Raw genomic sequence first — 24942 nt, forward strand, 5'->3', positions numbered from 1 at the left:
GTGCTGCCGGTTTTCTCCCCTCGCCCCCATGCGGGAGAGGGGCCGGGGGAGAGGGCCAGCGAGCGCACGAGCCCACCCGCAAGCGCTACCCTGCCTCCCCAATTCGCTGCGCGATATGCCCCAGCGCCTCCTCCACCTGATCTACCAGAATCAGGCACAGGTCGCCCGGCTGCAAACGCTGCAGCGCCGTATCGATCGCCAGGAACTCCCCGCGGATCTCGTCGACCTTCTCCGTGCGCGACGCCTGCGCCAGTCCTTCGCGCAGTAGCGCCAGCACTTCGCCATCCTCGCGCCCGCGCTGGCACTGGTCCTGATACAGCAGCACGTCGTCGAACACTTCGCCCAGGATGCGGGTCTGCTGGCGGATATCCTCGTCGCGCCGGTCGCCGGCGCCGCTGATCACCACCGCGCGGCGGCGCGCCGGCATGGTCTCGATCGCGTCGCACAGCGCCTGGATCGCGTCGGGGTTGTGCCCGTAGTCGGCGATCAGCGTGGCGCCGCGATAGTCGAACACATTGAAGCGCCCTGGCGCGCTGCCGGCGTCGCTGACGAAGGTCGCGAGCCCACGCCGCACGATGCCCCAGTCGATGCCCAGCGCCCAGACCGCGGCGATGGCCGCCATCGCGTTCTCGACCTGGAAGCCGATGGTGCCGCGGCGGGTCAGCGGAATCTCCGCGAGCGCGATGCGCACCTCGGTGTCGCCTTCGGCCGCGACGATGCTGTCGCGGTCGACGAACACCACCCGCTTGCCCTGCGCGCGGTGCGTTGCCATCAGCGGATGATCCGGGTCGCGGGCAAAGAAGGTGACCGCTCCCGGGCAGGCATCGGCCATGCGCGCGACCATCGGATCGGCGGCGTTGAGCACCGCCATGCCGTGCGGCGCGACGTTCTGCACGATCACGCTCTTGAGCACCGCCAGATCCTCGACCGTGCTGATATACGACAGGCCAAGGTGATCGCCGGCGCCGACATTGGTGACCACCGCGACATCGCAACGGTCGAAGGCAAGGCCCTCGCGCAGCAGGCCGCCGCGCGCGGTCTCGAACACGGCGGCATCCACGTCGGGATGCAGCAGCACGTTGCGCGCGCTGCGCGGGCCGCTGCAGTCGCCAGTGTCGATCCGCTCGCCATTGACATAGACGCCGTCGGTGCCGGTCATGCCCATGCGCAGGCCGCTGCCGGCCATCAGATGGGCGATCAGCCGGACCGTGGTGGTCTTGCCGTTGGTGCCCGATACCGCCACCACTGGAATGCGGCCGTCGTCGCCATCGGCAAACATGGTGGAGATGATCGCCTCGCCGACCGCGCGGCCCTTGCCGTAGGACGGCTGCAGATGCATGCGCAGGCCCGGCGCGGCGTTGACTTCGACGATGCCGCCGGCCTGGTCCTCGAAGGGCTTGAGCACGGTTTCGCACACCGCATCGACGCCGCAGATGTCCAGGCCCACCATGCGCGCCGCCGCCACGGCCTGCGCCGCCAGCTCCGGGTGCACGTCGTCGGTGACGTCGGTGGCGCTGCCACCGGTGGACAGGTTGGCGTTGTTGCGCAGGATCACCCGCATGCCCTTGGCCGGCACGGAGTCCGCCTCCAGCCCCTGCTTGGCCAGCGTGGCCAGCGCGATTTCGTCGAAACGGATCTTGGTCAGCGAGGTGGCATGGCCCTCGCCGCGGCGGGGGTCGCGGTTGACCTCGTCGACCAGCTGGCGCACGGTATGCACGCCGTCGCCGGTCACCTGCGGCGGATCGCGGCGCGCGGCGGCGACCAGCTGGTTGCCCACCACCAGCAGACGGAAGTCGTGGCCGGGGATATAGCGCTCGACGATGACGTCGCTGCTGATGTCCGACGCCACTTCATAGGCCGCCAGCACTTCCTCGCGAGTGCGGATGCGGACCGCCACGCCCTTGCCCTGGTTGCCGTCGCGCGGCTTGATCACCACCGGGCCATCGATCTTCTGCGCGACCTCCCAGGCCTCTTCGGCGCTGTTCACCGTGCGGCCCAGCGGCACCGGCACGCCGGCCGCATGCAGCAGCGCCTTGGTCAATTCCTTGTCCTGCGCGATCGATTCCGCGACGGCACTGGTCATGTCCGTCTCCGCGGCCTGGATGCGGCGCTGCCGGCTGCCCCAGCCGAACTGGACCATGCTGCCCTGGGTCAGGCGGCGGTAGGGAATGCCGCGCGCGACGGCGGCATGGACGATCGAGCCGGTACTCGGGCCCAGGCGCACATCCTCGTCCAGCTCGCGCAGGCGCGCCAGCGCGTCGTCCAGATCGAACGGTGTATCGTTGCGCGCGGCCGCGCACAGCTGCTCGGCCAGCTCCAGCGCCAGCCGGCCGACTTCCTCCTCGCTGTACTGCACCACCACCTGGTAGATGCCCGGCTCGATGGTCTGCGCGGTGCGGCTGAACGTCACGGGGCACCCTGCGGCGGCCTGCAGGCGCAGGGCCGCGCATTCCAGTGCGTGCGCCAGCGACACCTCGGTGGGCTGGTCGTCGGGATGCAGCGGTCCGATATCGGGAAAGCGGGCGCGCAGCCGCTCCTCGAAGCCCGGGAGGTTGGCGATCGAACAGGCGTCGTCCGGACACGCCACGATCGCCTCGATGGCGGTATGACGGCACCACAGGTTGGGACCGCGCAGCGCGCGGATGCGAGAGACTTGCATCAGTCAGTTTCCTATTGCGCCGGCCGGCTTCCTGCGCGGAGGCCGGCCTGGCGCCATGTCGTGTTGCGGCGCGACCTCAAGCCTGCCGGGCAGGGCGGCCCATCCATTGATGAACCTGCTCCAGCGTGGCGGCGGGATCGGCCTCGTCGCACTGCAGGACCAGCAGGTCGCCGCTGCTCAGCTGCGACAGCGCGGTGGCGATCGCCTGCCGGCGTTCGCCTTCGTCGATGATCTTGGTGACGCGCCGGCCTTCGTAAAGGCCGGTCTTGATCTGTGCCCGCGCTTCGCTGTCGCCGACCTTGCGCGCCACCGAGCGGTCCTCGCACAGGAAGATGCGGTCGAACGCGGCGCCAAGCACCTTGCCCTGCGCGACGAGATCCTGCTCGCGCCGGTCCACGCCCGCGCCGTACACCGCCATGCGGCGCTCGGCCGGGAAGCGGTCCAGCGCGCGCACCAGCGCCTCCAGCGCCGGGGCGTTGTGCGCGTCGTCGACGATCACCGTGGTGCCGTTGCGCTCGAACAGCGTGAAGCGGCCCGGTGCGTCCAGGTGGCCCACATCGAAGGTCACCACGCCCGCGCGGATCAGCTCGTGCGAGATGCCCAGCGCCCACGCCGCCGCCACCGCGGCCAGTACGTTCTCGACCTGGAAGCCGACACGGCCCGCGTAGGTCAGCGGAATCGCCGCGACCTCGGCCAGCGGCACTTCGTTCGTCCCGGTGGCCAGCACGATGCGGCCATCGCGGACATACACGGCGCGCTTGCCGGCGGCGCGATGCTGCACGATCGCCGGCAGGTCCGGGCTGGTGCCAAAGAAGATCACGTCGCCGTCGCACAGCTCGGCCATCTCCACGACCAGCGGGTCGCGCGCATTGAGCACGGCGGCGCCATGCTTGAGCACCACGTCGACCTGCGTACGCAGCACGCTATACATCTTGTCGGCGTCTTCGACGTAGTACTGGCCCAGGTGGTCCGGCGTATCGATGTTCGTCACCACGCCGACCAGGCAGCGGTCGTAGGCCAGCCCCTCGGACAGCATGGTGCCGCTGTCGTTCTCGAACACCGCCGCCTCGACCGCGCGGTTCTTCAGCACGCGCGTCGCGGCGTCCCAGTTGGCCTGGTCGCCGCCTTCCACCAGCCGGCGGTCCAGATAGAGCCCGTCGCTGCAGGCCAGCCCGGTATGGCGGCCCGACAACTGCAGCAGGCGGGCCACCAGCCGGGCGACCACGGTCTTGCCGTTGGTGCCGGTGATGCCGACCACCGGAATGCGGCCGTCGGCGGCCAGCGGGTCGCCATCCGGGGCCGGCGGGAACAGATGATCGATGATGGCCCGGCCCACCGGGCGCGGCTCGCCGTCGGCCGGCTTCAGGTGCATCAGGAGGCCCGGGCCAGCGTTGACCTCGACGATCGCGCCGCCTTGCTCGGCCAGCGGCCGCGAGATGTCCTCGGCGACCAGATCGATGCCGGCGATGTCCAGGCCCACCACGCGGGCCGCCAGCGCGGCATGCGCGGCGACGCTCGGGTGAACCCGGTCGGTGACGTCAAAGGCCACATTGCCGTTGCGCTGGATCAGCACACGGCGGCCTTCGGGAGGCACGGATTCGGCGGTGAACCCCTGGCGCTTGAGCTCCAGGCGTGCGGCCGAATCCAGCCGTACGCGGTTCAGCGGGTGGTCCTCGGTATTGCCGCGGCGCGGGTCGCAATTGATCTGCAGGTCGATCAGCTCGTCGACGGTCGACTTGCCATCGCCCACCACGCTCGCGGTCTCGCCCATCGCCGCCGCCACCAGCCGGCCGCCGACCACCAGCAGCCGGTGCTCGTTGCCGGGCACGAAGCGCTCGACGATCACGCCGCTGCCTTCCTCCATCGCCACCCCATAGGCGGTTTCCACTTCCTCGCGGGTCAGCAGGTTGGTGAAGACGCCGCGGCCATGGTTGCCATCGTAGGGCTTGACCACCACCGGCACGCCGATCTCCTCGGCGGCCTCCCAGGCGTCCGCGGCGCTGTCCACCAGGCGCCCCTCGGGGACCGGCACGCCGCACGATTGCAGCAGCGACTTGGTCAGGTCCTTGTCGCGCGAGATGCTTTCCGCGATGGCGCTGGTGCGGTCGGTTTCCGCGGTCCAGATGCGGCGCTGGCGCGCGCCATGGCCGAGCTGGACCAGGTTGGCGTCCGAGAGCCGCAGCGCGGGAATGCGGCGGTCGTCGGCGGCGTAGACGATGCAGGCGGTGCTCGGTCCGAGCCAGTGACGGTCGATCAGCCGGCGCAGTTCGTCCACGGCCGCATCGACGTCGAAGGGGCGGTCCTCGATCGCGGCCATCACCAGGTCGCGCGCCAGGAACAGGGCGGCCTTGGCGACCCGCTCTTCCCATGCCGTCACGATGACCTTGTAGACGCCGCGCACCGGGGTTTCGCGGGCCTTGCCAAAGCCGCCGGGCAGGCCCGCCAGGCTTTGCAGCTCCAGCGTAACGTGCTCCATGATGTGGCCAGGCCAGGTGCCTTCCTTCAGCCGTTGCAGGAAGCCGCCCCGTTCGCCGATGCTGCAGCGGTGCTCGATCAGGGACGGGAGCCAGGTCGAGAGCCGCTCGTAGAAGCCCGGGATCAGGTTGGAGGGGTATTCCTCCAGCTCACCGATATCGACCCACGCCTCCAGCACCGGCCCATATGTCCACATATTGGGGCCGCGCAGCGACATGACATGGAAAATCTCAATGTCCTTTTTCTTCATCGAATTGGCTTGAAGCATGGGCGAAGCGCCCGTGGGGCGGAAGTCTAACCTTTCAATAACGTTACGGCGACAACCCGGTTGACTGCGATACGAAAAAGCGTTTGTGCGCCGCCACAGCGCCTGCCGGCAAGGGTCGGCTTATGTATACTTGCGCCGCGCTTGCATCCGGCCTTGCATATGACATGCCGGCCTCTGGGGGCGTTGCCCTTCCTTTGTATCAAGACATGTCGTTTCGTGCCCACCTGCAGGGCCGTGTTCACCGCATCCGCCGAAACGACGCCTGCCGTCCTGCCATGACCCTTGCCGCTGCATCCGCTTCGTCGTCCGCCACGTCGTCCGCCACGACGTCCGTCACGCTGCCCGAACCCTGGCGCGCCTCGCTGGAAGCCCGGCTGGCCGCAGGCGGGGGCATGCCGGGCGAGACCGTGCTGGCGTGGCTGGAGACGGACCTCGATCGGCGGCTGCATTTCAGCGAGGGCCTGGTGGTGGTCACGGACCGCCGCGTGCTGGCGCGCCAGCCGGGGCAGGAAGCGGGCGACGGCTGGCAGCAGTGGCCGCTGGGTCCTACCTTGACGCTGCATCATGGCGACCATGCCGGCGTCGGCATGCTGGAACTGACCGACGGCGAACGCCGACTCGCCACCTGGCGTTACACGCTGGGGCGCAATCCCGCCGCACTGCGCCTGCACGACCTGTTCAACGCGCAGCGCGCCCGGCTTGCCGCCGGCGGCGCCGTGCCGGAGGAGGCCGACGAGGAAGGCGTGTGCCCGACTTGCCAGGCCAAGCTTCCCGCAGGCGAGGACGAGTGCCCACAGTGCGACCGCGACGTGGACGCGCCGCCCTCCACGTGGTCTTTGCTGCGCCTGTGGCGTTTCGCCCGCCCGTACCGGATGCAGCTGCTGGCCGGCTTCGTGCTGACCCTGCTGTCCACCGGTGCGACGCTGATCCCGCCGTACCTGACCATGCCGCTGATGGACAAGGTGCTGATTCCCTACCAGAACGGCGTGCCGATCGACTATGGACTGGTACGGCTGTACCTGGGCGGCCTGCTTGCCGCCGCGCTGGTCGCGTGGAGCCTGGGCTGGGCGCGCACCTATCTGCTGGCGCGCGTCTCCGAGCGCATCGGCGCGGACCTGCGCAACACGACTTACCAGCACCTGCTGACGCTGTCGCTGGAGTACTTCGGCGGCAAGCGCACCGGCGACCTGATGGCGCGGATCGGCAACGAGAGCGACCGCATCTGCGTCTTCCTGTCGCTGCATCTGCTCGATTTCGCCACCGACGTGCTGATGATCCTGATGACCTCGGTCATCCTGTTCTCGATCAATCCATGGCTGGCGCTGGTCACCCTGGTGCCGTTGCCCTTCATCGCATGGATGATCCACCAGGTGCGCGACCGGCTGCGCCATGGCTTCGAGAAGATCGACCGCAACTGGTCCGAGATCACCAACGTGCTCGCCGACACCATCCCGGGCGTACGGGTGGTCAAGGCGTTCGCGCAGGAGCGCCGCGAGGTGGAGCGCTTCCGCGAGGCCAACCGCCACAACCTGGCCATCAACGATCGGGTCAATGCGGTGTGGTCGCTGTTTACGCCGACCGTTACGCTGCTGACCGAGGTGGGCCTGCTGGTGGTGTGGATGTTCGGCATCTGGCAGGTCTCCAACGATGCCATCACGGTCGGCGTGCTGGTGGCGTTCCTGACCTATATCAGCCGCTTCTATACCCGGCTCGATTCGATGAGCCGGATCGTCTCGGTGACGCAGAAGGCCGCGGCCGGCGCCAAGCGGATCTTCGACATTCTCGACCATGTGTCCAGCGTGCCGGAGCCGACGCGGCCTGCCCATCTGCCGCAGGTCAGCGGCGCGATCACGCTGCGCGACATCGGCTTTCGCTACGGCAGCCGCGCGGTGATCCGCGGCCTGGACCTGCAGATCCGTCCCGGCGAGATGATCGGGCTGGTAGGCCATAGCGGCTCGGGCAAAAGCACGCTGGTCAATCTGATCTGCCGCTTCTACGACGTCTCCGAGGGCGCGATCCTGGTCGACGGCGTCGACATTCGCTCGCTGCCCGTCGCCGAATATCGCCGCCATATCGGCCTGGTGCTGCAGGAGCCGTTCCTGTTCTTCGGCACCATCGCCGAGAACATCGCCTACGGCCGCCCCGACGCGACGCGCGAGCAGATCATTGCCGCCGCCCGCGCCGCGCATGCGCACGAGTTCATCCTGCGGCTGCCGCACGGCTACGATTCGCTGGTGGGCGAGCGCGGGCAGGCCCTGTCCGGCGGCGAGCGGCAGCGCATCTCGATTGCGCGCGCGCTGCTGATCGATCCGCGCATCCTGATCCTTGACGAGGCGACTTCGTCGGTGGATACCACCACCGAGAAGGAAATCCAGAAGGCGCTGGACAACCTGGTGCAGGGCCGCACCACCATCGCCATCGCCCACCGGCTCTCGACGCTGCGCAAGGCCGACCGCCTCGTGGTGATGGACCGCGGCCGCATCGTCGAAGTGGGCGGCCACGATGCGCTGATGGAGCGGCAGGGCGCCTATTACAAGCTGTACCAGGCGCAGGCGCGCAATGTCGATACCGACCCGGACGATCTGGTCGAGGACGCCGAAGAGACGCTGGCACAGGCGCACCCGCCGGTGCACCCGGCCAGCATGAAGCAATGAGCCGCGCAGCCGGAACGATCAAGATGGCCCAGACCGAAATCCAATTGACGCGCAACGCCGCCGGCCGGCTGGTGCTGCGCGATGCCGAAGGGCAGGTGCATGACGGCGTGGTGCCGGTACGCGCCTTTCCCATCTCCGCCGCCGACGAGGGCGTCGCCATCGTCAGCGCCGAGGGGCGCGAGGTGTGCTGGTTCCCGACGCTGGCCGACGTGCCGGACGCGGTGCGGCACCTGGTCGAGGAGGAACTGGGCGCGCGCGACTTCATGCCGCAGATCCTGCGCATCGTCGCCGTCTCCACCTTCGCCACGCCGAGCACCTGGGAGGTCGAGACCGACCGCGGGCCGACCCGCTTCGTGCTGCGCGGCGAGGAGGATATCCGGCGCCTGGCCGGCGGCACGCTGCTGATCTCCGACAGCCACGGCATCCACTATCTGATCCGCGGCACGCAGTCGCTGGACAAGGCCAGCCGCAAGCTGCTGGACCGCTTCCTCTAACCCTGCCTGTCGCCGGTGTAGAGCTGGATCACGCTGGAGAAGTCCAGCGCGCCGCGGCCGGCGCGGCGATTGAGCGAATACAGGTTGCGCGCCAGCTCCCCCAGCGGCACGGTCGCACCGACCGACATCGCCGCCTCGACCGCGAGGCCCAGGTCCTTCAGCATCAGGTCGTTGCCGAAGCCGCCGCTGTAGCCCCGCGACGCCGGAGCGTTCTCGAGCACGCCCGGCCACGGGTTGCATACCTCCGTCGCCCAGCTGCGGCCGGTACTGACGGCCATCATCCGCGACAGCGTCGCCGGATCGAGCCCGTGCGCGGCACCCAGCGCAAGCGCCTCGCCGGTCACCGCCATGATGGCGCCCAGTGCCATGTTGTTGCACAGCTTGGCGACCTGGCCGGCGCCCGAAGCGCCCATGTGGAAGATGTTCTTGCCCATTGCCTCCAGCGCCGGGCGCGCCCGGGCCAGCGCCTCCTCCTTGCCGCCGACGATGAAGGTCAGCGTGCCGGCCGCCGCGCCGGCGGTGCCGCCGGACACGGGCGCGTCGATCATGTCGATGCCTCGCCCCTGCGCCGCTTCCGCGACCTTCTTCGCGGAAGCCGGCGCGATCGTGCTGCAATCGACGATCAGCGTGCCTTGCGCCAGCGCCGGCAGCAGCCCGTCGTCGTCCAGGTAGAGCGATTCCACGTGGCGGCTGTTCGGCAGCATCGAGATCACGATCTGCGCGCCGTCCACCGCTTCGCGGCCGGAGGCGGCAACCGGCACGCCTTCCGCCTTCGCGTGGGCGAGGGCGGATTCGCTCAGGTCGAAGGCGGTGACGGCAAAGCCGGCGCGGTGCAGGTTCAGCGCCATCGGCGCGCCCATGTTGCCAAGTCCGATAAAGCCAATGCGAGTGTTGCTTGTCATCGATGTCTCCTCGATCAGGCCAGGTCCGCCAGCGGATGGGCGCCGTCGCGGGGCGGCGCCAGATGGTCTTCGAGATGGCGCGCGGTGACGGCGTCCAGCGTCGCCGGATTCCACCTCGGTTGCTTGTCCTTGTCGATCAGCAGCGCACGCACGCCCTCCGGGAAGTCGTGGTGCAGGCAGCAGCCCACCGACGCCAGCCATTCCAGACGGAACACGTCCGCGAGCGGCAGGTCGCGCGCACGCTGCTGCATGGCGAAGGCCAGCGCCAGCGAGGTCGGGCTGGCCGCGGCGACCGCCTTGCCCGCCTTCGCCAGCCAGGGGTCGGCGTCTTCCTGCAGCGCCCGCAGTCGCGACACGATGGCCGGCAGATCGTCGCCGCTGCCGATCGATGCGGCGATGCGATGCGCGTGCTCGCGCAGCGGCGAGTCGGGCAATGCCAGTCCCTGGCCCAGGTCGGCGAGCAGGGCATCGAGCCGCTGTCGGTCGGCGTCGGCATCGCCGCTCCAGGCGCTGCGGGCGATCGCCTCCAGCAGCGCGCCGCGCTGTCCAGCATCGACGGCGTGAGTCGCCAGGCCGACGAACAGCGCGTCGGCCGCGTTCAACGACGCGCCGGTCAGGCCAAGATACAGCCCGAGACGTTGCGGCATCCGCGCCAGGATCGCGCTGCCGCCCACGTCCGGATAGAGCCCGATGCCGGTCTCGGGCATCGCCAGCCGCGAGGTCGGCGTCACGACCCGATGCGATGCGCCCGCCAGCAGCCCGATGCCGCCGCCCATCACGATGCCGGTGCCCCAGCACAGCACGGGTTTGGGGTAGCGGTGGATGCGGTAATCCAGCCGGTACTCCCGCGCGAAGAAGTGCGCCGCCTCGCGCGGGACCTCCCCGCGCGGCGTCGAGCGGATCGACTGGTACAGGCCGACGATGTCGCCGCCGGCGCAGAACGCCTTCTCGCCGGTGGCATCGATCACCACGCCCGCAATGCCGGCGTCGCCAGTCCACGCTTCCAATTGCGCATCGATCGCCTCTACCATCGCCAGCGACAGTGCATTCAGGCTTGCCGGCGCGTTCAGCGTGATACGGCCAAAGCGATGCGCGCCGGCCGTCTGCAGCGTGCCGAGCAGCACGGCGCCGGCCGCGGCGCCTGTCTCCTTGTCAGCGCTCATCGGATCGCCTCCGGCGCGTCCTGCTGCAACATGCGACGGGCGACGATCACGCGCATGATCTCGTTGGTGCCCTCCAGGATCTGGTGCACCCGCGCGTCGCGCAGCAGGCGCTCCAGCGGATACTCGCGCAGATAACCATAGCCGCCGTGGATCTGCAGCGCCTCGTTGCAGACCTGGAAGCCGATGTCCGTGGCCAGGCGCTTGGCCATTGCGCAGTAGACCGGCGCTTCCTTATCGTTGGCGTCCAGCTTCGCCGCGGCCAGCCGCACCATCTGCCGCGCCGCCACCAGTTCGGTCGCCATGTCGGCCAGCTTGAACTGCAGCGCCTGGAAGTCGGCCAGCGGACGGCCGAACTGGTGGCGCTCCTGCATGTAGCGCTGCGCGGCGGTCAACGCCCCCTGCGCGGCGCCCACCGAGCAGCTGGCGATATTGATGCGCCCGCCGTCGAGCCCCTTCATCGCGATGCGAAAGCCGCTGCCCGCTTCGCCGAGCAGGTTGCCCGCCGGCACGCGTACATTGTCGAAGCTGATGATGCGAGTGGGCTGGCTGTTCCAGCCCATCTTGACCTCCTTCTTGCCGTAACCGATGCCGGCGCTGTCGGCCGGCACCAGCAGCGCCGAAATGCCACCGGCACCGGCGTCGCCGGTGCGGGCCATCACCACCAGGACGTCGGTCGAACCGGCCCCGGAGATGAACGCCTTGCTGCCGTTCAGCACGAAGGCATCGCCCTCCAGGCGTGCGGAAGTGCGCAGCGAGGCCGCATCCGAACCGGCGCCCGGCTCGGTCAGGCAGTACGAGGCCAGCGCCTTGCCGCTGGCCAGCAGCGGCCCCCACAGCGACGCCAGCTCCGGCGAGCCGAAGGCCGTCACCATCCACGTCGCCATGTTGTGGATCGTCAGGAAGGCGGTGGTGGACGGGCATGCGTTGGCCAGCTCCTCGAACACGAGGGTCGCGTCCAGCCGTGACAGACCCACGCCGCCGTATTCCGCCGTGGTGTAGAGCCCGCAGAACCCCAGCTCGCCGGCCCTCGCGATGGTCTCGCGCGGAAAATGCCGGGTCTCGTCCCATTGCGCCGCGTGCGGCGCCAGCTCGTGCAGCGCGAACTCGCGCGCCGTACGCTGGAACGCGCGCTGATCCTCGCTCAGGTCGAAATCCATCGCCGGTCCCCTTCAGTGCAGCCGGATGGTGGTATTCACTCCCGAGGAAACGTCGTCCTCGAACCAGCGCGAGGTGATCGTCTTGGTCTGCGTGTAGAACAGCACCACCTGCTTGCCATAGGGGCCGAGGTCGCCCAGCTTCGACGCGCGCGAGCCGGTGAAGGAGAACAAGGGCACCGGCACCGGGATCGGTACATTGATGCCGACCTGTCCCACGTCGATCTCCTCCTCGAACTTGCGCGCCGCGGCGCCCGATTGCGTGAACACCGCCGTGCCGTTGCCGTGCGGATTGGCATTGATCACCGCGATGGCCTCGTCCAGCGTGTCGGCGCTGACCACCGACAGCACCGGGCCGAACACCTCCTCGTCGTAGATCGCCATGCCGGGCCGCACGTTGGAGAACACCGTCGGTCCGATGTAATTCCCCTCGGCCATGTCGGGCGGCAGCTCGGGATTGCGGCCATCCAGCTCCAGCCGGGCGCCTTGCTGCACGCCCTGGGCGATCAGCGCTTCGATGCGCGCCTTGGCGTTGCGCGAGATCACCGGCCCCAGGTCCAGATTGTCCTGCCCCGGGCCGAGCTTCAGCGATCGCGCCTTCTCCACAAGGTCCGGCAGCCACTGGTTGGCCTCGCCGACCAGCACCACGACCGAGACCGCCATGCAGCGCTGGCCGGCCGCGCCGAACGACGCCCCCACCAGCGCGTTCAGCGTCTGCTCCTTGTGCGCGTCGGGCAGCACGATGGCGTGGTTCTTCGCGCCCATCATGCACTGCACGCGCTTGCCGGCCTGCGATGCGCGGTGGTACACGTGCGTGCCGACCTTGGTCGAGCCGACGAAGGAAATCGCCTTGATGTCCGGGTGATCGCACAGCGCATTGACGACATCGGCGGCGCCATGCACCACGTTCAGCACGCCCTTCGGGATGCCGGCCTGCAGCGCCAGCTCGACCAGCTGCATCGTCACCATCGGATCCTGCTCCGACGGTTTGAGCACGAAGGTATTGCCACAGGCAATCGCCATCGGGAACATCCACAGCGGAATCATCGCCGGGAAGTTGAACGGCGTGATGCCCGCGCAGACGCCCAGCGGCTGCAGCCGCGTATAGGTATCGACGCCGTTCGCTACGTTGTGCGCCAGCTCGCCCAGCTGGAGATTGCCGATGGCGGCGGCATGCTCCACCACCTCCAGTCCACGGAACACATCGCCCTCCGCGTCGGCGAGCGTCTTGCCCTGCTCGGCGGTCAGCGTGGCCGCCAGCGACTTCATGTTGGCGCGGATCAGCTCCTGGTACTTCAGGAAGATGCGCGCCCGCGTGCCGATCGGCGTCTTGCGCCAGGCAGGAAAGGCGGCCTGTGCTGCCGCCACCGCGGCCGACACTTCCTCGGGCGTGGCCATGGGAACGCGGGCCAGCACCTGCTGGTTCGCAGGATTCACAATATCGCGCCACTCGCTGGTGCGCGACTGCACGAACTCACCCCCGATCAGCAGAGGGATGGTCGGGATGCTGCTGATGTCATTGGACGGCATGGGTGTCTCCTCCCTTGTCTCGACACGACTGGTCAACTCGGTGAAAATCTACCGGGAAACTTCACAGATGCACACAAACCTTTGAAGAAAAAGGGGAAAGCTGTGAAGTCCTTCGCATTCCTTCGTATCCTTTAGTAAAGGTTGTGAAATGGCGAAGTCCAGGAAGATCTTTGTCGGGGCCCGCGTCCGGAGACTGCGCGAGCAACGCGAGCTGAGCCAGCTGGCCCTGGCGGGGCGCCTGTCGCTGTCGCTCAGCTACGTCAGCCAGATCGAGAACAACCAGCGGCCGGTGACGGCAGCGGTGCTGCTCAAGCTGGCGGAGGTGTTCGGTGGCGACGTCGGCCAGTTCTCGGAAGACCAGGATCAGCGCCATCTCGCGGAGCTGGATGCGGCGCTCAAGGACCGCACCGTCTGGGCGGGGAGCGTCCCGCCGGCGACGCTGCAGCGCATGATCGAGCAGGCCCCCGACCTGGTCGAGGCATTCCTCAGCCTCTATACCCGCTATGGCCGGCTGCAGGACGAATATGCGCAGGCCATCGATCGGCTGTATGCGGACGGCGCAGGCACTGGCGCAGGCGGCGCCCCGCGCGGCATCGGCTTCTCCCAGCCGCACGAGGAAGTGCGCGACCATTTCAACCGGCAGAACAACTATCTGGACACGCTCGACGTGCTCGCCGAACAGCTGGCGGGCAGCAAGGGACTGCTGCCCGGTGCACGCAGCGAGCCGCTGCGCCGGCTGCTGCTCGGCGGCTTCGGCATCAGCGTGACGGAGGCCAGCGGCGCCGATGGCTGGCTCCGGCGCTACGATCCCGGCCGCCGGCAGATCGAACTGCGCGTCGGCCTCACCGATGCGCAGCGCGCCTTTCAGCTGGCGACGCAGCTTGCGCTGCTGATGCATCGCGACGTCATCGACGCGGAAATCCGCGCCGCAGGGTTCACCGATCCGCCGACGCAGGAGCTCGCGCGCCAGGGCCTTGCCCACTATTTCGCCGGCGCGGTGCTGTTGCCGTACCGGAGCTTTCTCGACGCCGCCACCCGGCTGCGCTATGACATCGAACTGCTGCAGCAGCAGTTCCAGGTCAGCATCGAAACCGTCTGCCATCGGCTCTCCACCCTGCAGCGGCCCAATGCGCGCGGTGTGCCGTTCTATTTCGTCCGCCTCGATCAGGCCGGCAATATCTCGAAGCGCCAGAGCGCGACGTCGTTCCATTTCGCCCGGCATGGCGGCGCCTGTCCGCTGTGGCACGTGCACGAAGCCTTCGCCCAGCCTGGCCGCATCCTGGCGCAGGTCGCCGAGATGCCCGACGGTATCCGCTACTTCGGCATTGCGCGCACCATCGAGCGTGGGGGAGGGGGCTTTCGCGCCCGCCGCAAGCTGTTCGCCATCGGGCTCGGCTGCGAACTCGCCCATGCCCGCGATCTGGTCTACGCCGACCACATCGATGTCGACCATCCGTCCAACGTCGTGCCGATCGGACCGGGATGCCGGGTCTGCCCGCGGCAGGATTGCGTGCAGCGCGCTTTCCCGCCGGCCGGCAAGGAGATTCTGATCGACAGCAATGCGGAGTCGCTGGTGTCGTATCGGTTTGGGCGCGAATAGACGCGGCGCGGCGGAGCGCGTGACGCGTTACACTCGCCGTACCGCGGTGACTGAAGGAAACTGGGGCGCGCGCGGAAAGCCGATCAGCGTGGCGACCATTGCCGACGCCGTCGGGCTTCCGAAGGACGGCGAACGCTATGCCTGGGTGAGAGCGTATTTCGCCGCGAAGGCACGGCAGTACGCTGGTGCCGGCTATCCTGAAGATGCTGGGGGGTTGCTCCCGACGGAGTCATCGCGCAAGGCGACCTGTTGAACCTCTATCAGACGCTTGTTGGATGCCACCGAAGCGAAGCGCCACCAGAAGGACTGCTCGATGGGTTCCAAGGGGCGCTGACCAGCAGCAAGTGGGCCGCCATGGCCAAGTGTTCGCCCAATAGAGCGCTGCGCGATATCAATAATCTGATGTCGCGAGGTGCGTTGACGAAGATGGAAGGGGGCGGACAAGTACGGCTTATGAGCTGAAGGTCGGGTGCCTGGCCGGTATGTGCAAAGGTTGGGGTTGCACTGTCATTCCTCGTCCTGCGGTGTGGTGGGCGAAGACCCTGCAATTGCTTCGTACAACTGCTTTACCTGAGTGAACAGTGCCGGAAGGTCGCGCTTGATCGTCAGCCAGACGATTCTCAGATCCACCTTGTGATAGGCATGGCAGAGGCGGTTACGCATGGCATACATGACTTGCCACGGAATATCGGCATGCTCCGCAACGAATGCCGGCGCCATGCGCTGGACATTATTGGCTGCTTCCCCAATGATCTCGATGTTGCGAACTACGGCATCCTGAACCATTGGCGTGCGAAGAAAGGACGCCTCGTCCATCCCCGCGGTATAGCCGTCGATACGCTCCAGGGCGTCCAGAATGTGGCCGAGGTAGTCCGGAACCCGCAAGGACTTGTTCATACGGGCACAGTCTCGGCGAGTACGGTGTCGAGGATCTTGTCAGGCAGGGCACCGGGCGTCAGCACGTCGACGGCCACGCCGAGAAGTTGCTCAAGCTCCACCTGAATCCTTGCGATATCCATAAGTGAAGTTTCCGGAGTCGGGTCGATCAGCAGGTCGAGGTCGCTGCCGTCGACGTCAGCGCCATGGACCACCGAGCCGAATACCCGCACATTCGTTGCACGGTGCGCAGCCACGATGCGGCGAATCTCGTTGCGATGAACGTCCAGAGCTGTGGATGGTTTCATGCCGTGGTCCTCGTGGAGGGCAGGAAGCGGTCTGCGTGTCGAGCCATTCTACCCGGCATCATGAGCGTCCGATCACGGGATCTATCGATTGATTTTCCGAGAATCGGTCGTTTTCCAAGCAGGGACGAGAAAAATCCCCGGGGCACGGGGGTAACCCGGGGATTTTCGAGTTCAGCAAAGAATGGCGGACGTGAATGTGGTGAAGCCGGCGGGAAAAGGAGCGGCTCCACCATATTACTCTAACCCCTTGACTCTCTTGGTCGCACTGGTGAGGTGCTGCGTCCTGCTGTGTCCCATGTGGGATACCTGTTCGGGGTCAAGTTCAACAGCATGGCGGGACATGGGGCCGTGTGAGGTTGGTGTGGATTCGATTGATCGATAGGGAATCGAACCGAGTCCCTCTTCCCTCTAAGCGGCTACGTATAAGGAATCCCGTTTGAAAGCCGGCCCCACTACACAAGCATGGGGTAAAGGTTTTCGTTTTATCTCTAAGGGGTAGCCTCTTTTCTGTGGTGCGGTCGAGGAATTGAACCGACTTGGGGCGAAGACGCCCAAGGGCGGGGAGTGGTACCGTGGGCAGAGCGGATGATGGCGCGGCTGACTCCGCGTTTAGACTAGCCGCGTGGGTCAGCGATCAAGCGTGCCTGCTGCCCGTATAGCACCAGCACCCGCTGACCCACAGTCAGGGGTGGAGAAGCACCTTGCACGACTGTCATCAGATTGCCGTTCTCGGTCTGCACTACGTATTCTGCGCCCGTTTGCTGGGTTACCCCCTGCTCAATGGCTGCAGCGGCAAGGCCACCGATAAGCGCTCCACCGACGGCACCGATCACATTAGCCCGTGCACCGCCGCCGATTGCGGAACCAGCCGCGCCGCCAGCGATTACCCCGGCGGCGGTGCCTGGACCAGATGCGCCTTGGATATTCACTTGGCGGGCACTGATGATGATTCCTGCGATTGACCGATTAACTTGGCCGACTGCACCAACTGAGTAGCTGTCCGGGGAAACGTTATATGCGCAGCCGCCCACTAAGACAGAGAGCATGAATGTTAATACAATGATGCGTCTCATTTTGATGCCGTTTTAGTGGGGAACATCGGTCTGCTTGCGTCGACGGTATCGAGCGATTGAAGGAACTGTGAAATGTTGTTTTGCACAGCCCGATTAATCGATTCACGAGCACGAGTGACTCCCATGAACGCATAGTCCCAAGGCACTGTCCCACTGGAGTCAATGGTCTGGGTATAAAGAATGTCACCGTTCTTTCGGTTAATCAGTTCATACTTGGCGGCGGTTGTTGTGGTCATAGACGCGCCGGCGGCTGGAGGCTCCATCTTGAGAATCTTGACCGACAAGTTGACCTTGGTGCTGCTGTCATCCTGGAAGATGGACATTCTGTTCAAGGCATCTTGAAGGGCCGTCTGCCATAGCTGCGGCACCAAGCCCTCCATACCGGCGGGCATGTCGCCCGTCTTTTCATCCGGCCGCGCCAGCGTCACGGTCATCGAGCGCACTTCCGCGTCAATCTTTTTCTGGCTGTATCCAACGTTTGGAGGAACAAAGTTCAAGGGAGGGGCCGACGCACATCCCACAAGGATTGCTGCGCTTACACCTACGATGGTGAGCTTCAGGATACGAGCGTTCATGTTTGGTTAAGTGCTTGCTCAAAATCACTATCCTAAAGCTTCAATGGAGTCTCGGGATTCCCTCTTGTGTGGGGTTGCCCGGCCAATTGCTCCTGAGGACGCATCTTCGTGTTCACCGTTATGTCTTGAATTAGGGGATGAGAGCAAGTATGTCTTTCGGCAAAGAAATACGATCGGCCGTCTCGTGCAATACTGTGGCATTCGTGTCGTGAAAATAGACCTTGCTGACGATTCTAACAGTCTTGTGGCCCACGATCCTCGCCAGCGATGGTTTCTGTGGCTCCGGTATTCATTGCGTCGGTAATAAACCGGTGGCGAAATGAGTGGAGAACGGTTTCCGGATCAGTAACGCCACATCGGTCGCTGTAGCGGCCGAACCATTTTGAGGCGGCTGTTCCATATCCGTCCCTGCCGGGCTTAAGCTCCGGGAATAGTCGTGATTCTCCGGCGGAGCGCAAGCCCTCAACGTGCCGAAGCAAACCGGGGTCGATTAACGTTCAAATGCAACGGCACCACGCACGGAGCATTGGCATTCTTGGTCCGCTGGCCTTCCTCTTCGTCCAGCATGCTGGTGCATGGCACGCCGTCGATGGACGCTATGTCGTTCAGGGAGAGTTGGTAGAGCTAGCTGATGCGCGCCCCGGTCAGGAGCGCCATCGGCATCAGCCAGTAGGCGAAGGAGTGTTTGAAGCGCTTCTGCTGGTACTCCGGCGACGAAAAGGGGCGACTAACTCCTAGTGTCTTGTGTATGTGTCGCCGCTTGATCGTTTGCTCATCCTTGATGGTCAGGGCTTCAGAGGGATTGCGGTGATGCCGTATCTTTCCTGCTAGATGCGCCACTTGAACGTCGTGCTGACGCGCTCGACACTCGATTGATGGTCGCCGATGCTCTCGGCTCCTGTCCCAGTGCGGCGATCTCAGCCAGCCTCATCCCGGCGTATTGCTTGTGCTGGCGTGCGCGATGCCCTCCTGCGTGCGCTTGAAGAGCTCGTCATCGAGTCGGCTGTTGGCTTTTTCCTTCTGCTCCCGCCTGATGGCCTTGAGGTGCTCGATTTCGATCCGGTATGAGAGTGGGTGGTGCTGGCCATGTGTGGTCGGAGTGTGCCGAACACCTGCGCGAACATGGCCGCGAGCCGGCGAGGTGCGCGGCCGCTTCCCGGACGCTGGCGGTGTCCAGGCTGCGATAAGCCTCTTTGACCGGGAATAGTGACCGGAGGCCATCCGGTATGCGCTGGCGGAAGTAGAGGATACCGTATCGGTTTCCGTGCCGGCGCGCGGGTGGTTCGATGGACGTGCCAAGCCCGGTGTGAGGTAGTCATGTGGGACACCTCACCAAAAACTGGCACTCCAAATAGAAACCGCCTGACGAATCAGGCGGTTGAAGTGTGCTGGTGGAGCCGGCGGGAATCGAACCCGCGTCCGCAAGCCCTCCACAGAGAGTTCTACATACTTAGTTCAGTCATTTAATTTAACCGGCGCATCGCGGACGAACACGCTCTACGACGGCGAGTCACTTTGGTTTTCGTCCCCGATGTCGTGACACCTTCGGGGCTTATCTGACGTAAATGACCTCGCTGGTTCTTGCGAACCCTAGCCCGTCAGCGAGCCAGTGCGAGGACGGCGGCCCTTAGGCTGCCAGTGCGTAACGTTCGTCGTTAGCAGTTATTGCGTTCCCATTGATTTACGAGGTGACGGGTCCTCGGTATGCCCTCTACTGCTTTGTAACCCACGTCGAAACCAGGTCGGCCCCGGTACGAAGGAATCGTATTGTACTGGCTTTGATGCAAGGTGTGTGCCCGAGTTCCCGAATCTTTTCTCGTGCACGATACGGCACTATTTCGCCGTGACAGGAGCGAGCAGCAACGGAAGCAGCTCCGATGCGTGACGCACGAGATAGGTGCCCTCCCACGCCTCCGGCGGCGGCCCTTCGCCACAGTAGCCGTAGGCGGCGGTAATGGTGGTCATGCCCGCCGCCTTGCCCGCCTGGATATCTCGCAGATCGTCGCCGACATAGGCGCAGCGCGCCGGATCGACGCCGCAGAGTTCGGCTGCATGAAGCAGCGGGGCCGGGTGCGGCTTGGGATGAGACGCGGTGTCGCCGCTGACCACGGCAGCCGCGCGCGGCGCCAGGCCGATCGCCTCGACCAGCGGTACCGTGAAGCGGGCGATCTTGTTGGTGACGATGCCCCAGGGCAGGCCAGCTTGCTCCAGGCCACGCAGCACCTCTTCCATGCCATCGAACAACCGGGTATGGGCTGCGATATCCGCTTCGTAGTAGTTGAGGAAGGCGTCACGCAGGGCAGGGAAGTCCGGATCGTCCGGCGTCTTGCCGAAGGCAGCCCCGATCAACCCGCGGGCGCCGTGCGACGCGACCGGGCGCAGCAGTTCGTAGGCGACCGGCGCCCGGCCATGGTCGGCCACCACCCGGTTGGCTGCCGCGGCCAGATCGGGGGCGGTGTCCGCCAGCGTGCCATCGAGGTCGAAGAAGACGGCGTCGAAAGTCGGCATGTCAGGCATTGCGGCGGAAGGCCATCATGTAGTTGACGTCGGTGTCGTCGCTCAGCTCGTAGACCTGCGCGAGCGGGCGGTAGACCAGTCCCTTCATCTGCAGCAGGTCCAGGCCCGCCTGGCGGCCAAAGCGTGCCATCTCCGCCGGTTGCAGGAACTTCTCGTAGTCATGCGTGCCGCGCGGCAGCATGTTCATCACGTACTCCGCACCGATCACGGCCAGCAGGTAGGCCTTCAGGTTGCGGTTGATGGTGGAGAAGAACACGTGGCCACCGGGGCGGACCAGCGTGGCACAGGCACGCACGACCGAAGCCGGGTCCGGCACGTGCTCCAGCATTTCCATGCAGGTGACCACGTCGACGCTGGCCGGCATGCGCTCGGCCAGCGTTTCGACCGGGATCTCCTCGTAGGTGACCACCACGCCGGAATCCAGGCTGTGCAGGTCCGCGACCTTCAGCGCCTTGCGCGACAGGTCGATGCCGCGCACCGTGGCGCCCAGCCTGGCCATGCTTTCGGACAGGATGCCACCGCCGCACCCGACATCGACGACCTGCTTGCCGCTCAGATGCGCGATGCCGTCGATCCAGCCCAGACGCAGCGGATTGATGTCATGCAGCGGCTTGAATTCGCTGTTGGGGTCCCACCAGCGGTGCGCCATCTCGCTGAATTTGTCGATTTCCTTCAGATCGGCATTGCGGGGCAACTGGCGCGTCTCGACGGTAGGGTGAGCCATATGGAATCGGGAGAGGGAAGACGGAGAGGTTGGTATCCGGCGCCATGGCCGACGGCACGTTGGGCGGCGGAGTACGGGAATTGCCCAACTCTACCAAAAAAATGCAGGCGAAAAAAAAGCCCAGCTTGCGCTGGGCTTCTTCCGCATCGGAACAGGTCCGATTAGCGTGCGCTGCGGGTGCCGACGACTTCGACTTCCACGCGGCGGTTCGGCTGCTGGCAGGCGATCTGTGCCGAGCGGTTGCCCTTGCACGACTTCGGATCGACCTTCAGCTGACGCTCGCCCTTGCCTTCGGTGTAGACGCGGTTGGCTTCGACGCCCTTGCTCACCAGATAGGCCTTGACGGCTTCGGCGCGGCGGATCGACAGGCGATCGTTGTAGCGATCGGTGCCGAACGAGTCGGTGTGACCCACTGCGATGATGACTTCCAGAGTGATGCCCGACAGCTTCGACACCAGGTCGTCCAGCTTCGCGCGACCTTCCGGCTTCAGCACAGCCTTGTCGAAGTCGAACAGCGTGTCGGCGGCGAAGGTAACCTTCTCGCTCGAAACGACCGGAGCAGCCGGCTTGGCCGGTGCGGGTGCCGGAGCGGCGGCCGGTGCCAGGGCGCCGTCGCACTGGGCGTTGGCGGTGGCCGGAGTCCAGGAGCTATCGCGCCAGCAGAGCTCGTTCGTGCCATTCTTCCACACGTACTCGCTCGTACCGTTACCCCAGTTATCGTTCACGGCCTTCTTTTCATAAGGAACCGACGACGATTGGGCTTGAGCGGATGCGGCCATTACTGCGGTAGCTGCAACGAGCGCGAGCTTGGCAAATTTTTTCATATTTCTCCTCTCAGGATGAGATCACCGCAGGGTTACTGCGAGCAAATGGACGAAAACAAGTCATACATTCTTCGGAGTATAACCTTCCTCGAGTGGAGAATGCTCCACTTCGAACAATGTCTGGCTCTTCGCTGGGGAATTGTGCCACAAGGCTCGTTTCCTAAGAAGTAAATATATTCGATTCAATCCATGGGTTTGGGGGCTGTGGTGTTTGTGCAACACGGACCTTGCGGCGCCCGCAAACCCTTGTCGCAGCTTGGCTGGCGGGCTTCGCTCCGGGCCGGGCGGCTGCTTCCGGCGGCGGTCCGGACGCCGCGGGAAGGGGTTGCGGCGCGTGTTAGAATGCCATGTTGCCCGCTGCCCCGGCCGCCTCCCTGCGCCGGGTCAAACGCGGGCGTTTCAACCGCATACGCCACGCCGCAATGGATCAATTCGCAAAAGAAACCCTTCCGGTCTCCCTAGAAGAGGAAATGCGCCGCTCCTATCTCGATTACGCCATGAGCGTGATCGTCGGGCGCGCGCTTCCCGACGTGCGGGACGGCCTGAAGCCGGTTCACCGGCGTGTGCTGTTCGCAATGCACGAGCTGAACAACGACTGGAACCGGCCTTACAAGAAGTCGGCCCGTATTGTCGGCGACGTCATTGGTAAATATCACCCGCACGGCGACACCGCGGTGTACGACACCATTGTCCGCATGGCGCAGGACTTTTCGCTGCGCTACATGCTGGTGGACGGCCAGGGCAATTTCGGCTCGGTCGACGGCGACAACGCCGCGGCGATGCGTTATACGGAAATCCGGCTGTCCAAGATAGCGCATGAAATGCTGTTGGACATCGATAAGGAAACCGTCGATTTCATTCCGAACTACGACGGTTCCGAAAACGAGCCGCACATTCTGCCGGCGCGTATTCCGAATCTGCTGATCAACGGCTCCTCGGGCATTGCGGTCGGCATGGCGACCAATATCCCGCCGCATAACCTGAATGAAGTCGTCGACGGCTGCCTGCACCTGCTGCGCAACCCGCAGGCGACCGTGGACGAGCTGATCGAGCTGATCCCGGCGCCCGATTTCCCCACCGCCGGCATTATCTATGGCATCCAGGGCGTGCGCGAAGGCTACCGCACCGGGCGGGGGCGGGTGGTGATGCGAGCACGCACGCACTTCGAGGATATCGACCGCGGCCAGCGCCAGGCGATCATCATCGACGAGCTGCCGTACCAGGTGAACAAGCGCACCCTGCTGGAGCGGATCGCCGAGCTGGTGACGGAGAAGAAGGTCGAGGGCATTTCGGACATCCGCGACGAGTCCGACAAGTCGGGCATGCGCGTGGTGATCGAGCTCAAGCGCAACGAGGTGCCCGAGGTCGTCCTCAACAACCTATATAAGAACACCCAGCTGCAGGACACCTTCGGCATGAACATGGTGGCGCTGGTCGACGGCCAGCCGCGCCTGCTGAACCTGCGTCAGATGCTGGAGTGCTTCCTGTCGCACCGGCGCGAGGTGGTGACCCGTCGCACCGTGTACGAACTGCGCAAGGCACGGGAGCGCGGCCATGTGCTGGAAGGCCTGGCGGTGGCGCTGGCCAACATCGACGAGTTCATCGCCATCATCAAGGCGGCGCCGACGCCGCCGGTGGCCAAGCAGGAACTGATGGCCAAGGCGTGGGACTCCTCCGTGGTGCGCGAAATGCTGGCGCGGGCGGAAAGCGAAGCGCCGGGCGGCCGCGCCGCGTACCGGCCCGACGGCCTGCCGGCGGTGTTCGGCATGCAAGCGGACGGCCTGTACCGCCTGTCCGATTCGCAGGCGGGCGAAATCCTGCAGATGCGCCTGCAGCGCCTGACCGGCCTGGAGCAGGACAAGATCGTCCAGGAGTATCGCGAGATCATGGACACGATCAGCGACCTGCTCGACATCCTCGCCCGTCCGGAGCGGATCACCTCCATCATCACCGACGAACTGACGGCGATTCGCGCCGAGTTCGGCGATGACCGCCGCTCGCAGATCGAGCTGAACGCGACCGAACTCGATACCGAGGACCTGATTACCCCGCAGGACATGGTGGTGACGCTGTCGCACAGCGGCTATATGAAGAGCCAGCCGATCTCCGAATACCGGGCGCAGAAGCGCGGCGGCCGCGGCAAGCAGGCGATGGCGACCAAGGAAGACGACTGGATCGATACGCTGTTCGTCGCCAATACGCACGACTACATCCTGTGCTTCTCCAACCGCGGCCGGCTGTACTGGCTGAAGGTGTACGAGGTGCCGCAGGGCTCCCGTGCCTCGCGCGGACGCCCGATCGTCAATATGTTCCCGCTGCAGGACGGCGAGAAGATCACGGTGATCCTGCCGGTGCGCCAGTTCGACGCCGAGCACTATATCTTCATGGCGACCGCGCGCGGCACGGTCAAGAAGACCGCGCTGACCGAGTTCTCGAACCCGCGCAAGGCCGGCATCATCGCGGTCGACCTCGACGAGGGCGACTACCTGATCGGTGCCGCGGTGACCGACGGCAAGCACGACGTGATGCTGTTCTCCGACGCCGGCAAGGCGGTGCGCTTCGACGAGAACGATGTGCGGCCGATGGGCCGGCAGGCGCGCGGCGTGCGGGGCATGAACCTGGACGACGGCCAGACCGTGATCGCCATGCTGGTGGCGCCGCCGGAGAACGCCGAGGAGGCGACGCCGGTGGGCAGCGTGCTGACGGCGACCGAGAACGGCTATGGCAAGCGCACGCCGATCTCCGAATACACTCGACATGGCCGTGGCACGAAGGGCATGATCGCGATCCAGACGACCGAGCGTAACGGCCGCGTGGTCGCCGCGGCGCTGGTGGCGCCCGAGCACGAGATCATGCTGATCACCACCGGCGGCGTGCTGATCCGCACCCGCGTATCCGAAATCCGCGAGATGGGTCGCGCCACCCAGGGCGTCACGCTGATCAGCGTCGGCGAGGGCACCAGGCTGTCGGGCCTGCAGCGCATCGTCGAAAGCGATGCGGACAACGGTGCCGACGTGCCGGCGGACGAAGACGACGAGGCAGAGGACGGCGGTCCGGCCGACGGCAATGCAGCCGACGGTACGGCAGGCACGGAATCGTAATCAGTTGCAACATTGGCTGGCGAACCGGAACTAGGATTACGGCTG

General features: G+C 65.7%; 19 protein-coding genes and 1 other RNA gene. 5 read left to right on the forward strand and 15 right to left on the reverse strand.

Annotated elements, in window-relative coordinates; translation table 11 throughout:
• Positions 1 to 85: 85 nt before the first annotated feature.
• Positions 86 to 2659, reverse strand: a complete 2574-nt coding sequence (gene cphA / locus K6V06_RS01010; protein ID WP_222239707.1) for a cyanophycin synthetase — start codon at positions 2657 to 2659, stop codon at positions 86 to 88.
• 76 nt (positions 2660 to 2735) lie between these two features.
• On the reverse strand, positions 2736 to 5384 hold the full coding sequence (gene cphA, locus K6V06_RS01015) for a cyanophycin synthetase (RefSeq protein ID WP_222239968.1): 2649 nt from the start codon (positions 5382 to 5384) through the stop codon (positions 2736 to 2738).
• A 293-nt stretch (positions 5385 to 5677) separates the two neighbouring features.
• On the opposite strand from cphA (K6V06_RS01015), the gene K6V06_RS01020 reads away from it, so the two are divergent.
• Together K6V06_RS01020 and K6V06_RS01025 are read left to right on the forward strand one after the other, a co-directional pair.
• Complete coding sequence (locus K6V06_RS01020) at positions 5678 to 8056, forward strand: ABC transporter ATP-binding protein (RefSeq protein WP_370637345.1); 2379 nt, start codon at positions 5678 to 5680, stop codon at positions 8054 to 8056.
• Between the two features lie 23 nt (positions 8057 to 8079).
• Positions 8080 to 8550 (forward strand): DUF1854 domain-containing protein, encoded by a 471-nt coding sequence (locus K6V06_RS01025; protein WP_222239708.1) that lies wholly within the window; start codon positions 8080 to 8082, stop codon positions 8548 to 8550.
• Here K6V06_RS01025 and mmsB read toward each other — a convergent pair.
• The 4 genes from mmsB to K6V06_RS01045 are packed head-to-tail and all read right to left on the reverse strand — an operon-like array spanning position 8547 to position 13299.
• The gene (gene mmsB, locus K6V06_RS01030; protein ID WP_222239709.1) at positions 8547 to 9452 is read right to left on the reverse strand and encodes a 3-hydroxyisobutyrate dehydrogenase; all 906 of its coding nucleotides are present in this window, start codon (positions 9450 to 9452) and stop codon (positions 8547 to 8549) included. The two genes, K6V06_RS01025 and mmsB, sit on opposite strands and share 4 nt — an antisense overlap.
• 14 nt (positions 9453 to 9466) lie before the next feature.
• Positions 9467 to 10615: an enoyl-CoA hydratase/isomerase family protein gene (locus K6V06_RS01035; RefSeq protein WP_222239710.1), complete on the reverse strand. Its 1149-nt coding sequence runs from the start codon at positions 10613 to 10615 to the stop codon at positions 9467 to 9469.
• Positions 10612 to 11772, reverse strand: a complete 1161-nt coding sequence (locus tag K6V06_RS01040; RefSeq protein WP_222239711.1) for an acyl-CoA dehydrogenase family protein — start codon at positions 11770 to 11772, stop codon at positions 10612 to 10614. The genes K6V06_RS01035 and K6V06_RS01040 overlap by 4 nt, the downstream gene beginning before the upstream one ends.
• A 12-nt stretch (positions 11773 to 11784) precedes the next feature.
• Positions 11785 to 13299 carry a CoA-acylating methylmalonate-semialdehyde dehydrogenase gene (locus K6V06_RS01045; RefSeq protein WP_222239712.1) on the reverse strand — a complete coding sequence of 505 codons (1515 nt, stop codon included), beginning with the start codon at positions 13297 to 13299 and terminating at the stop codon, positions 11785 to 11787.
• Between the two features lie 148 nt (positions 13300 to 13447).
• Between K6V06_RS01045 and K6V06_RS01050 the strand changes: the two genes are divergently transcribed.
• Positions 13448 to 14899 carry a short-chain fatty acyl-CoA regulator family protein gene (locus K6V06_RS01050; protein ID WP_222239713.1) on the forward strand — a complete coding sequence of 484 codons (1452 nt, stop codon included), beginning with the start codon at positions 13448 to 13450 and terminating at the stop codon, positions 14897 to 14899.
• Between the two features lie 249 nt (positions 14900 to 15148).
• The gene (locus K6V06_RS01055) at positions 15149 to 15361 is read left to right on the forward strand and encodes a hypothetical protein (protein WP_222239714.1); all 213 of its coding nucleotides are present in this window, start codon (positions 15149 to 15151) and stop codon (positions 15359 to 15361) included.
• A 45-nt stretch (positions 15362 to 15406) separates the two neighbouring features.
• Here K6V06_RS01055 and K6V06_RS01060 read toward each other — a convergent pair whose 3' ends face one another.
• The 9 genes from K6V06_RS01060 to ompA all read right to left on the reverse strand — a co-directional run bounded on the left by K6V06_RS01060 (position 15407) and on the right by ompA (position 21796).
• Positions 15407 to 15796, reverse strand: a complete 390-nt coding sequence (locus tag K6V06_RS01060) for a DUF86 domain-containing protein (protein ID WP_222239715.1) — start codon at positions 15794 to 15796, stop codon at positions 15407 to 15409.
• A complete protein-coding gene (locus tag K6V06_RS01065) occupies positions 15793 to 16083 on the reverse strand; it encodes a nucleotidyltransferase family protein (protein ID WP_222239716.1) in 291 nt (96 codons plus the stop codon). The genes K6V06_RS01060 and K6V06_RS01065 overlap by 4 nt, the downstream gene beginning before the upstream one ends.
• A gap of 614 nt (positions 16084 to 16697) precedes the next feature.
• Entirely contained in the window at positions 16698 to 17156 is a 459-nt protein-coding gene (locus K6V06_RS01070) for a hypothetical protein (RefSeq protein WP_222239717.1), read from the reverse strand.
• Positions 17153 to 17731 carry a UDP-N-acetylglucosamine acyltransferase gene (locus K6V06_RS01075; RefSeq protein WP_222239718.1) on the reverse strand — a complete coding sequence of 193 codons (579 nt, stop codon included), beginning with the start codon at positions 17729 to 17731 and terminating at the stop codon, positions 17153 to 17155. The genes K6V06_RS01070 and K6V06_RS01075 overlap by 4 nt, the downstream gene beginning before the upstream one ends.
• 991 nt (positions 17732 to 18722) lie before the next feature.
• Positions 18723 to 19019 (reverse strand): DUF6538 domain-containing protein, encoded by a 297-nt coding sequence (locus K6V06_RS20845; RefSeq protein WP_370637363.1) that lies wholly within the window; start codon positions 19017 to 19019, stop codon positions 18723 to 18725.
• A 101-nt stretch (positions 19020 to 19120) separates the two neighbouring features.
• Positions 19121 to 19481: a transfer-messenger RNA gene (gene ssrA, locus K6V06_RS01080) on the reverse strand.
• An 83-nt stretch (positions 19482 to 19564) separates the two neighbouring features.
• Positions 19565 to 20239, reverse strand: coding sequence for a phosphoglycolate phosphatase (gene gph, locus K6V06_RS01085; protein ID WP_222239719.1), 675 nt, complete (start codon positions 20237 to 20239; stop codon positions 19565 to 19567).
• A 1-nt stretch (position 20240) separates the two neighbouring features.
• Positions 20241 to 20972 carry a bifunctional 2-polyprenyl-6-hydroxyphenol methylase/3-demethylubiquinol 3-O-methyltransferase UbiG gene (gene ubiG, locus K6V06_RS01090; RefSeq protein WP_222239720.1) on the reverse strand — a complete coding sequence of 244 codons (732 nt, stop codon included), beginning with the start codon at positions 20970 to 20972 and terminating at the stop codon, positions 20241 to 20243.
• Positions 20973 to 21133: 161 nt separating this feature from the next.
• Positions 21134 to 21796, reverse strand: a complete 663-nt coding sequence (gene ompA / locus K6V06_RS01095) for an outer membrane protein OmpA (protein ID WP_222239721.1) — start codon at positions 21794 to 21796, stop codon at positions 21134 to 21136.
• Positions 21797 to 22218: 422 nt separating this feature from the next.
• Between ompA and gyrA the strand changes: the two genes are divergently transcribed.
• Complete coding sequence (gyrA, locus tag K6V06_RS01100) at positions 22219 to 24897, forward strand: DNA gyrase subunit A (RefSeq protein WP_222239722.1); 2679 nt, start codon at positions 22219 to 22221, stop codon at positions 24895 to 24897.
• Positions 24898 to 24942 lie beyond the last annotated feature (45 nt).

The organism is Cupriavidus sp. AU9028, assembly GCF_019795295.1.
GTDB lineage: Bacteria > Pseudomonadota > Gammaproteobacteria > Burkholderiales > Burkholderiaceae > Cupriavidus.

Excerpts from the sequence above, each read along its gene's own strand:
- K6V06_RS01060 (WP_222239715.1), bottom strand. The coding sequence starts at position 15,796 with ATGAACAAGTCCTTGCGGGTTCCGGACTACCTCGGCCACATTCTGGAC.
- K6V06_RS01075 (WP_222239718.1), bottom strand. The coding sequence starts at position 17,731 with ATGAACGCTCGTATCCTGAAGCTCACCATCGTAGGTGTAAGCGCAGCA.
- ubiG (WP_222239720.1), bottom strand. The coding sequence starts at position 20,972 with ATGGCTCACCCTACCGTCGAGACGCGCCAGTTGCCCCGCAATGCCGAT.
- gyrA (WP_222239722.1), top strand. The coding sequence starts at position 22,219 with ATGGATCAATTCGCAAAAGAAACCCTTCCGGTCTCCCTAGAAGAGGAA.
- K6V06_RS01040 (WP_222239711.1), bottom strand. The coding sequence starts at position 11,772 with ATGGATTTCGACCTGAGCGAGGATCAGCGCGCGTTCCAGCGTACGGCG.
- K6V06_RS01045 (WP_222239712.1), bottom strand. The coding sequence starts at position 13,299 with ATGCCGTCCAATGACATCAGCAGCATCCCGACCATCCCTCTGCTGATC.
- K6V06_RS01020 (WP_370637345.1), top strand. The coding sequence starts at position 5,678 with ATGACCCTTGCCGCTGCATCCGCTTCGTCGTCCGCCACGTCGTCCGCC.
- K6V06_RS01070 (WP_222239717.1), bottom strand. The coding sequence starts at position 17,156 with ATGAGACGCATCATTGTATTAACATTCATGCTCTCTGTCTTAGTGGGC.
- K6V06_RS01065 (WP_222239716.1), bottom strand. The coding sequence starts at position 16,083 with ATGAAACCATCCACAGCTCTGGACGTTCATCGCAACGAGATTCGCCGC.
- gph (WP_222239719.1), bottom strand. The coding sequence starts at position 20,239 with ATGCCGACTTTCGACGCCGTCTTCTTCGACCTCGATGGCACGCTGGCG.
- K6V06_RS01050 (WP_222239713.1), top strand. The coding sequence starts at position 13,448 with ATGGCGAAGTCCAGGAAGATCTTTGTCGGGGCCCGCGTCCGGAGACTG.
- K6V06_RS01025 (WP_222239708.1), top strand. The coding sequence starts at position 8,080 with ATGGCCCAGACCGAAATCCAATTGACGCGCAACGCCGCCGGCCGGCTG.
- ompA (WP_222239721.1), bottom strand. The coding sequence starts at position 21,796 with ATGAAAAAATTTGCCAAGCTCGCGCTCGTTGCAGCTACCGCAGTAATG.
- K6V06_RS01035 (WP_222239710.1), bottom strand. The coding sequence starts at position 10,615 with ATGAGCGCTGACAAGGAGACAGGCGCCGCGGCCGGCGCCGTGCTGCTC.
- cphA (WP_222239707.1), bottom strand. The coding sequence starts at position 2,659 with ATGCAAGTCTCTCGCATCCGCGCGCTGCGCGGTCCCAACCTGTGGTGC.
- mmsB (WP_222239709.1), bottom strand. The coding sequence starts at position 9,452 with ATGACAAGCAACACTCGCATTGGCTTTATCGGACTTGGCAACATGGGC.
- cphA (WP_222239968.1), bottom strand. The coding sequence starts at position 5,384 with ATGAAGAAAAAGGACATTGAGATTTTCCATGTCATGTCGCTGCGCGGC.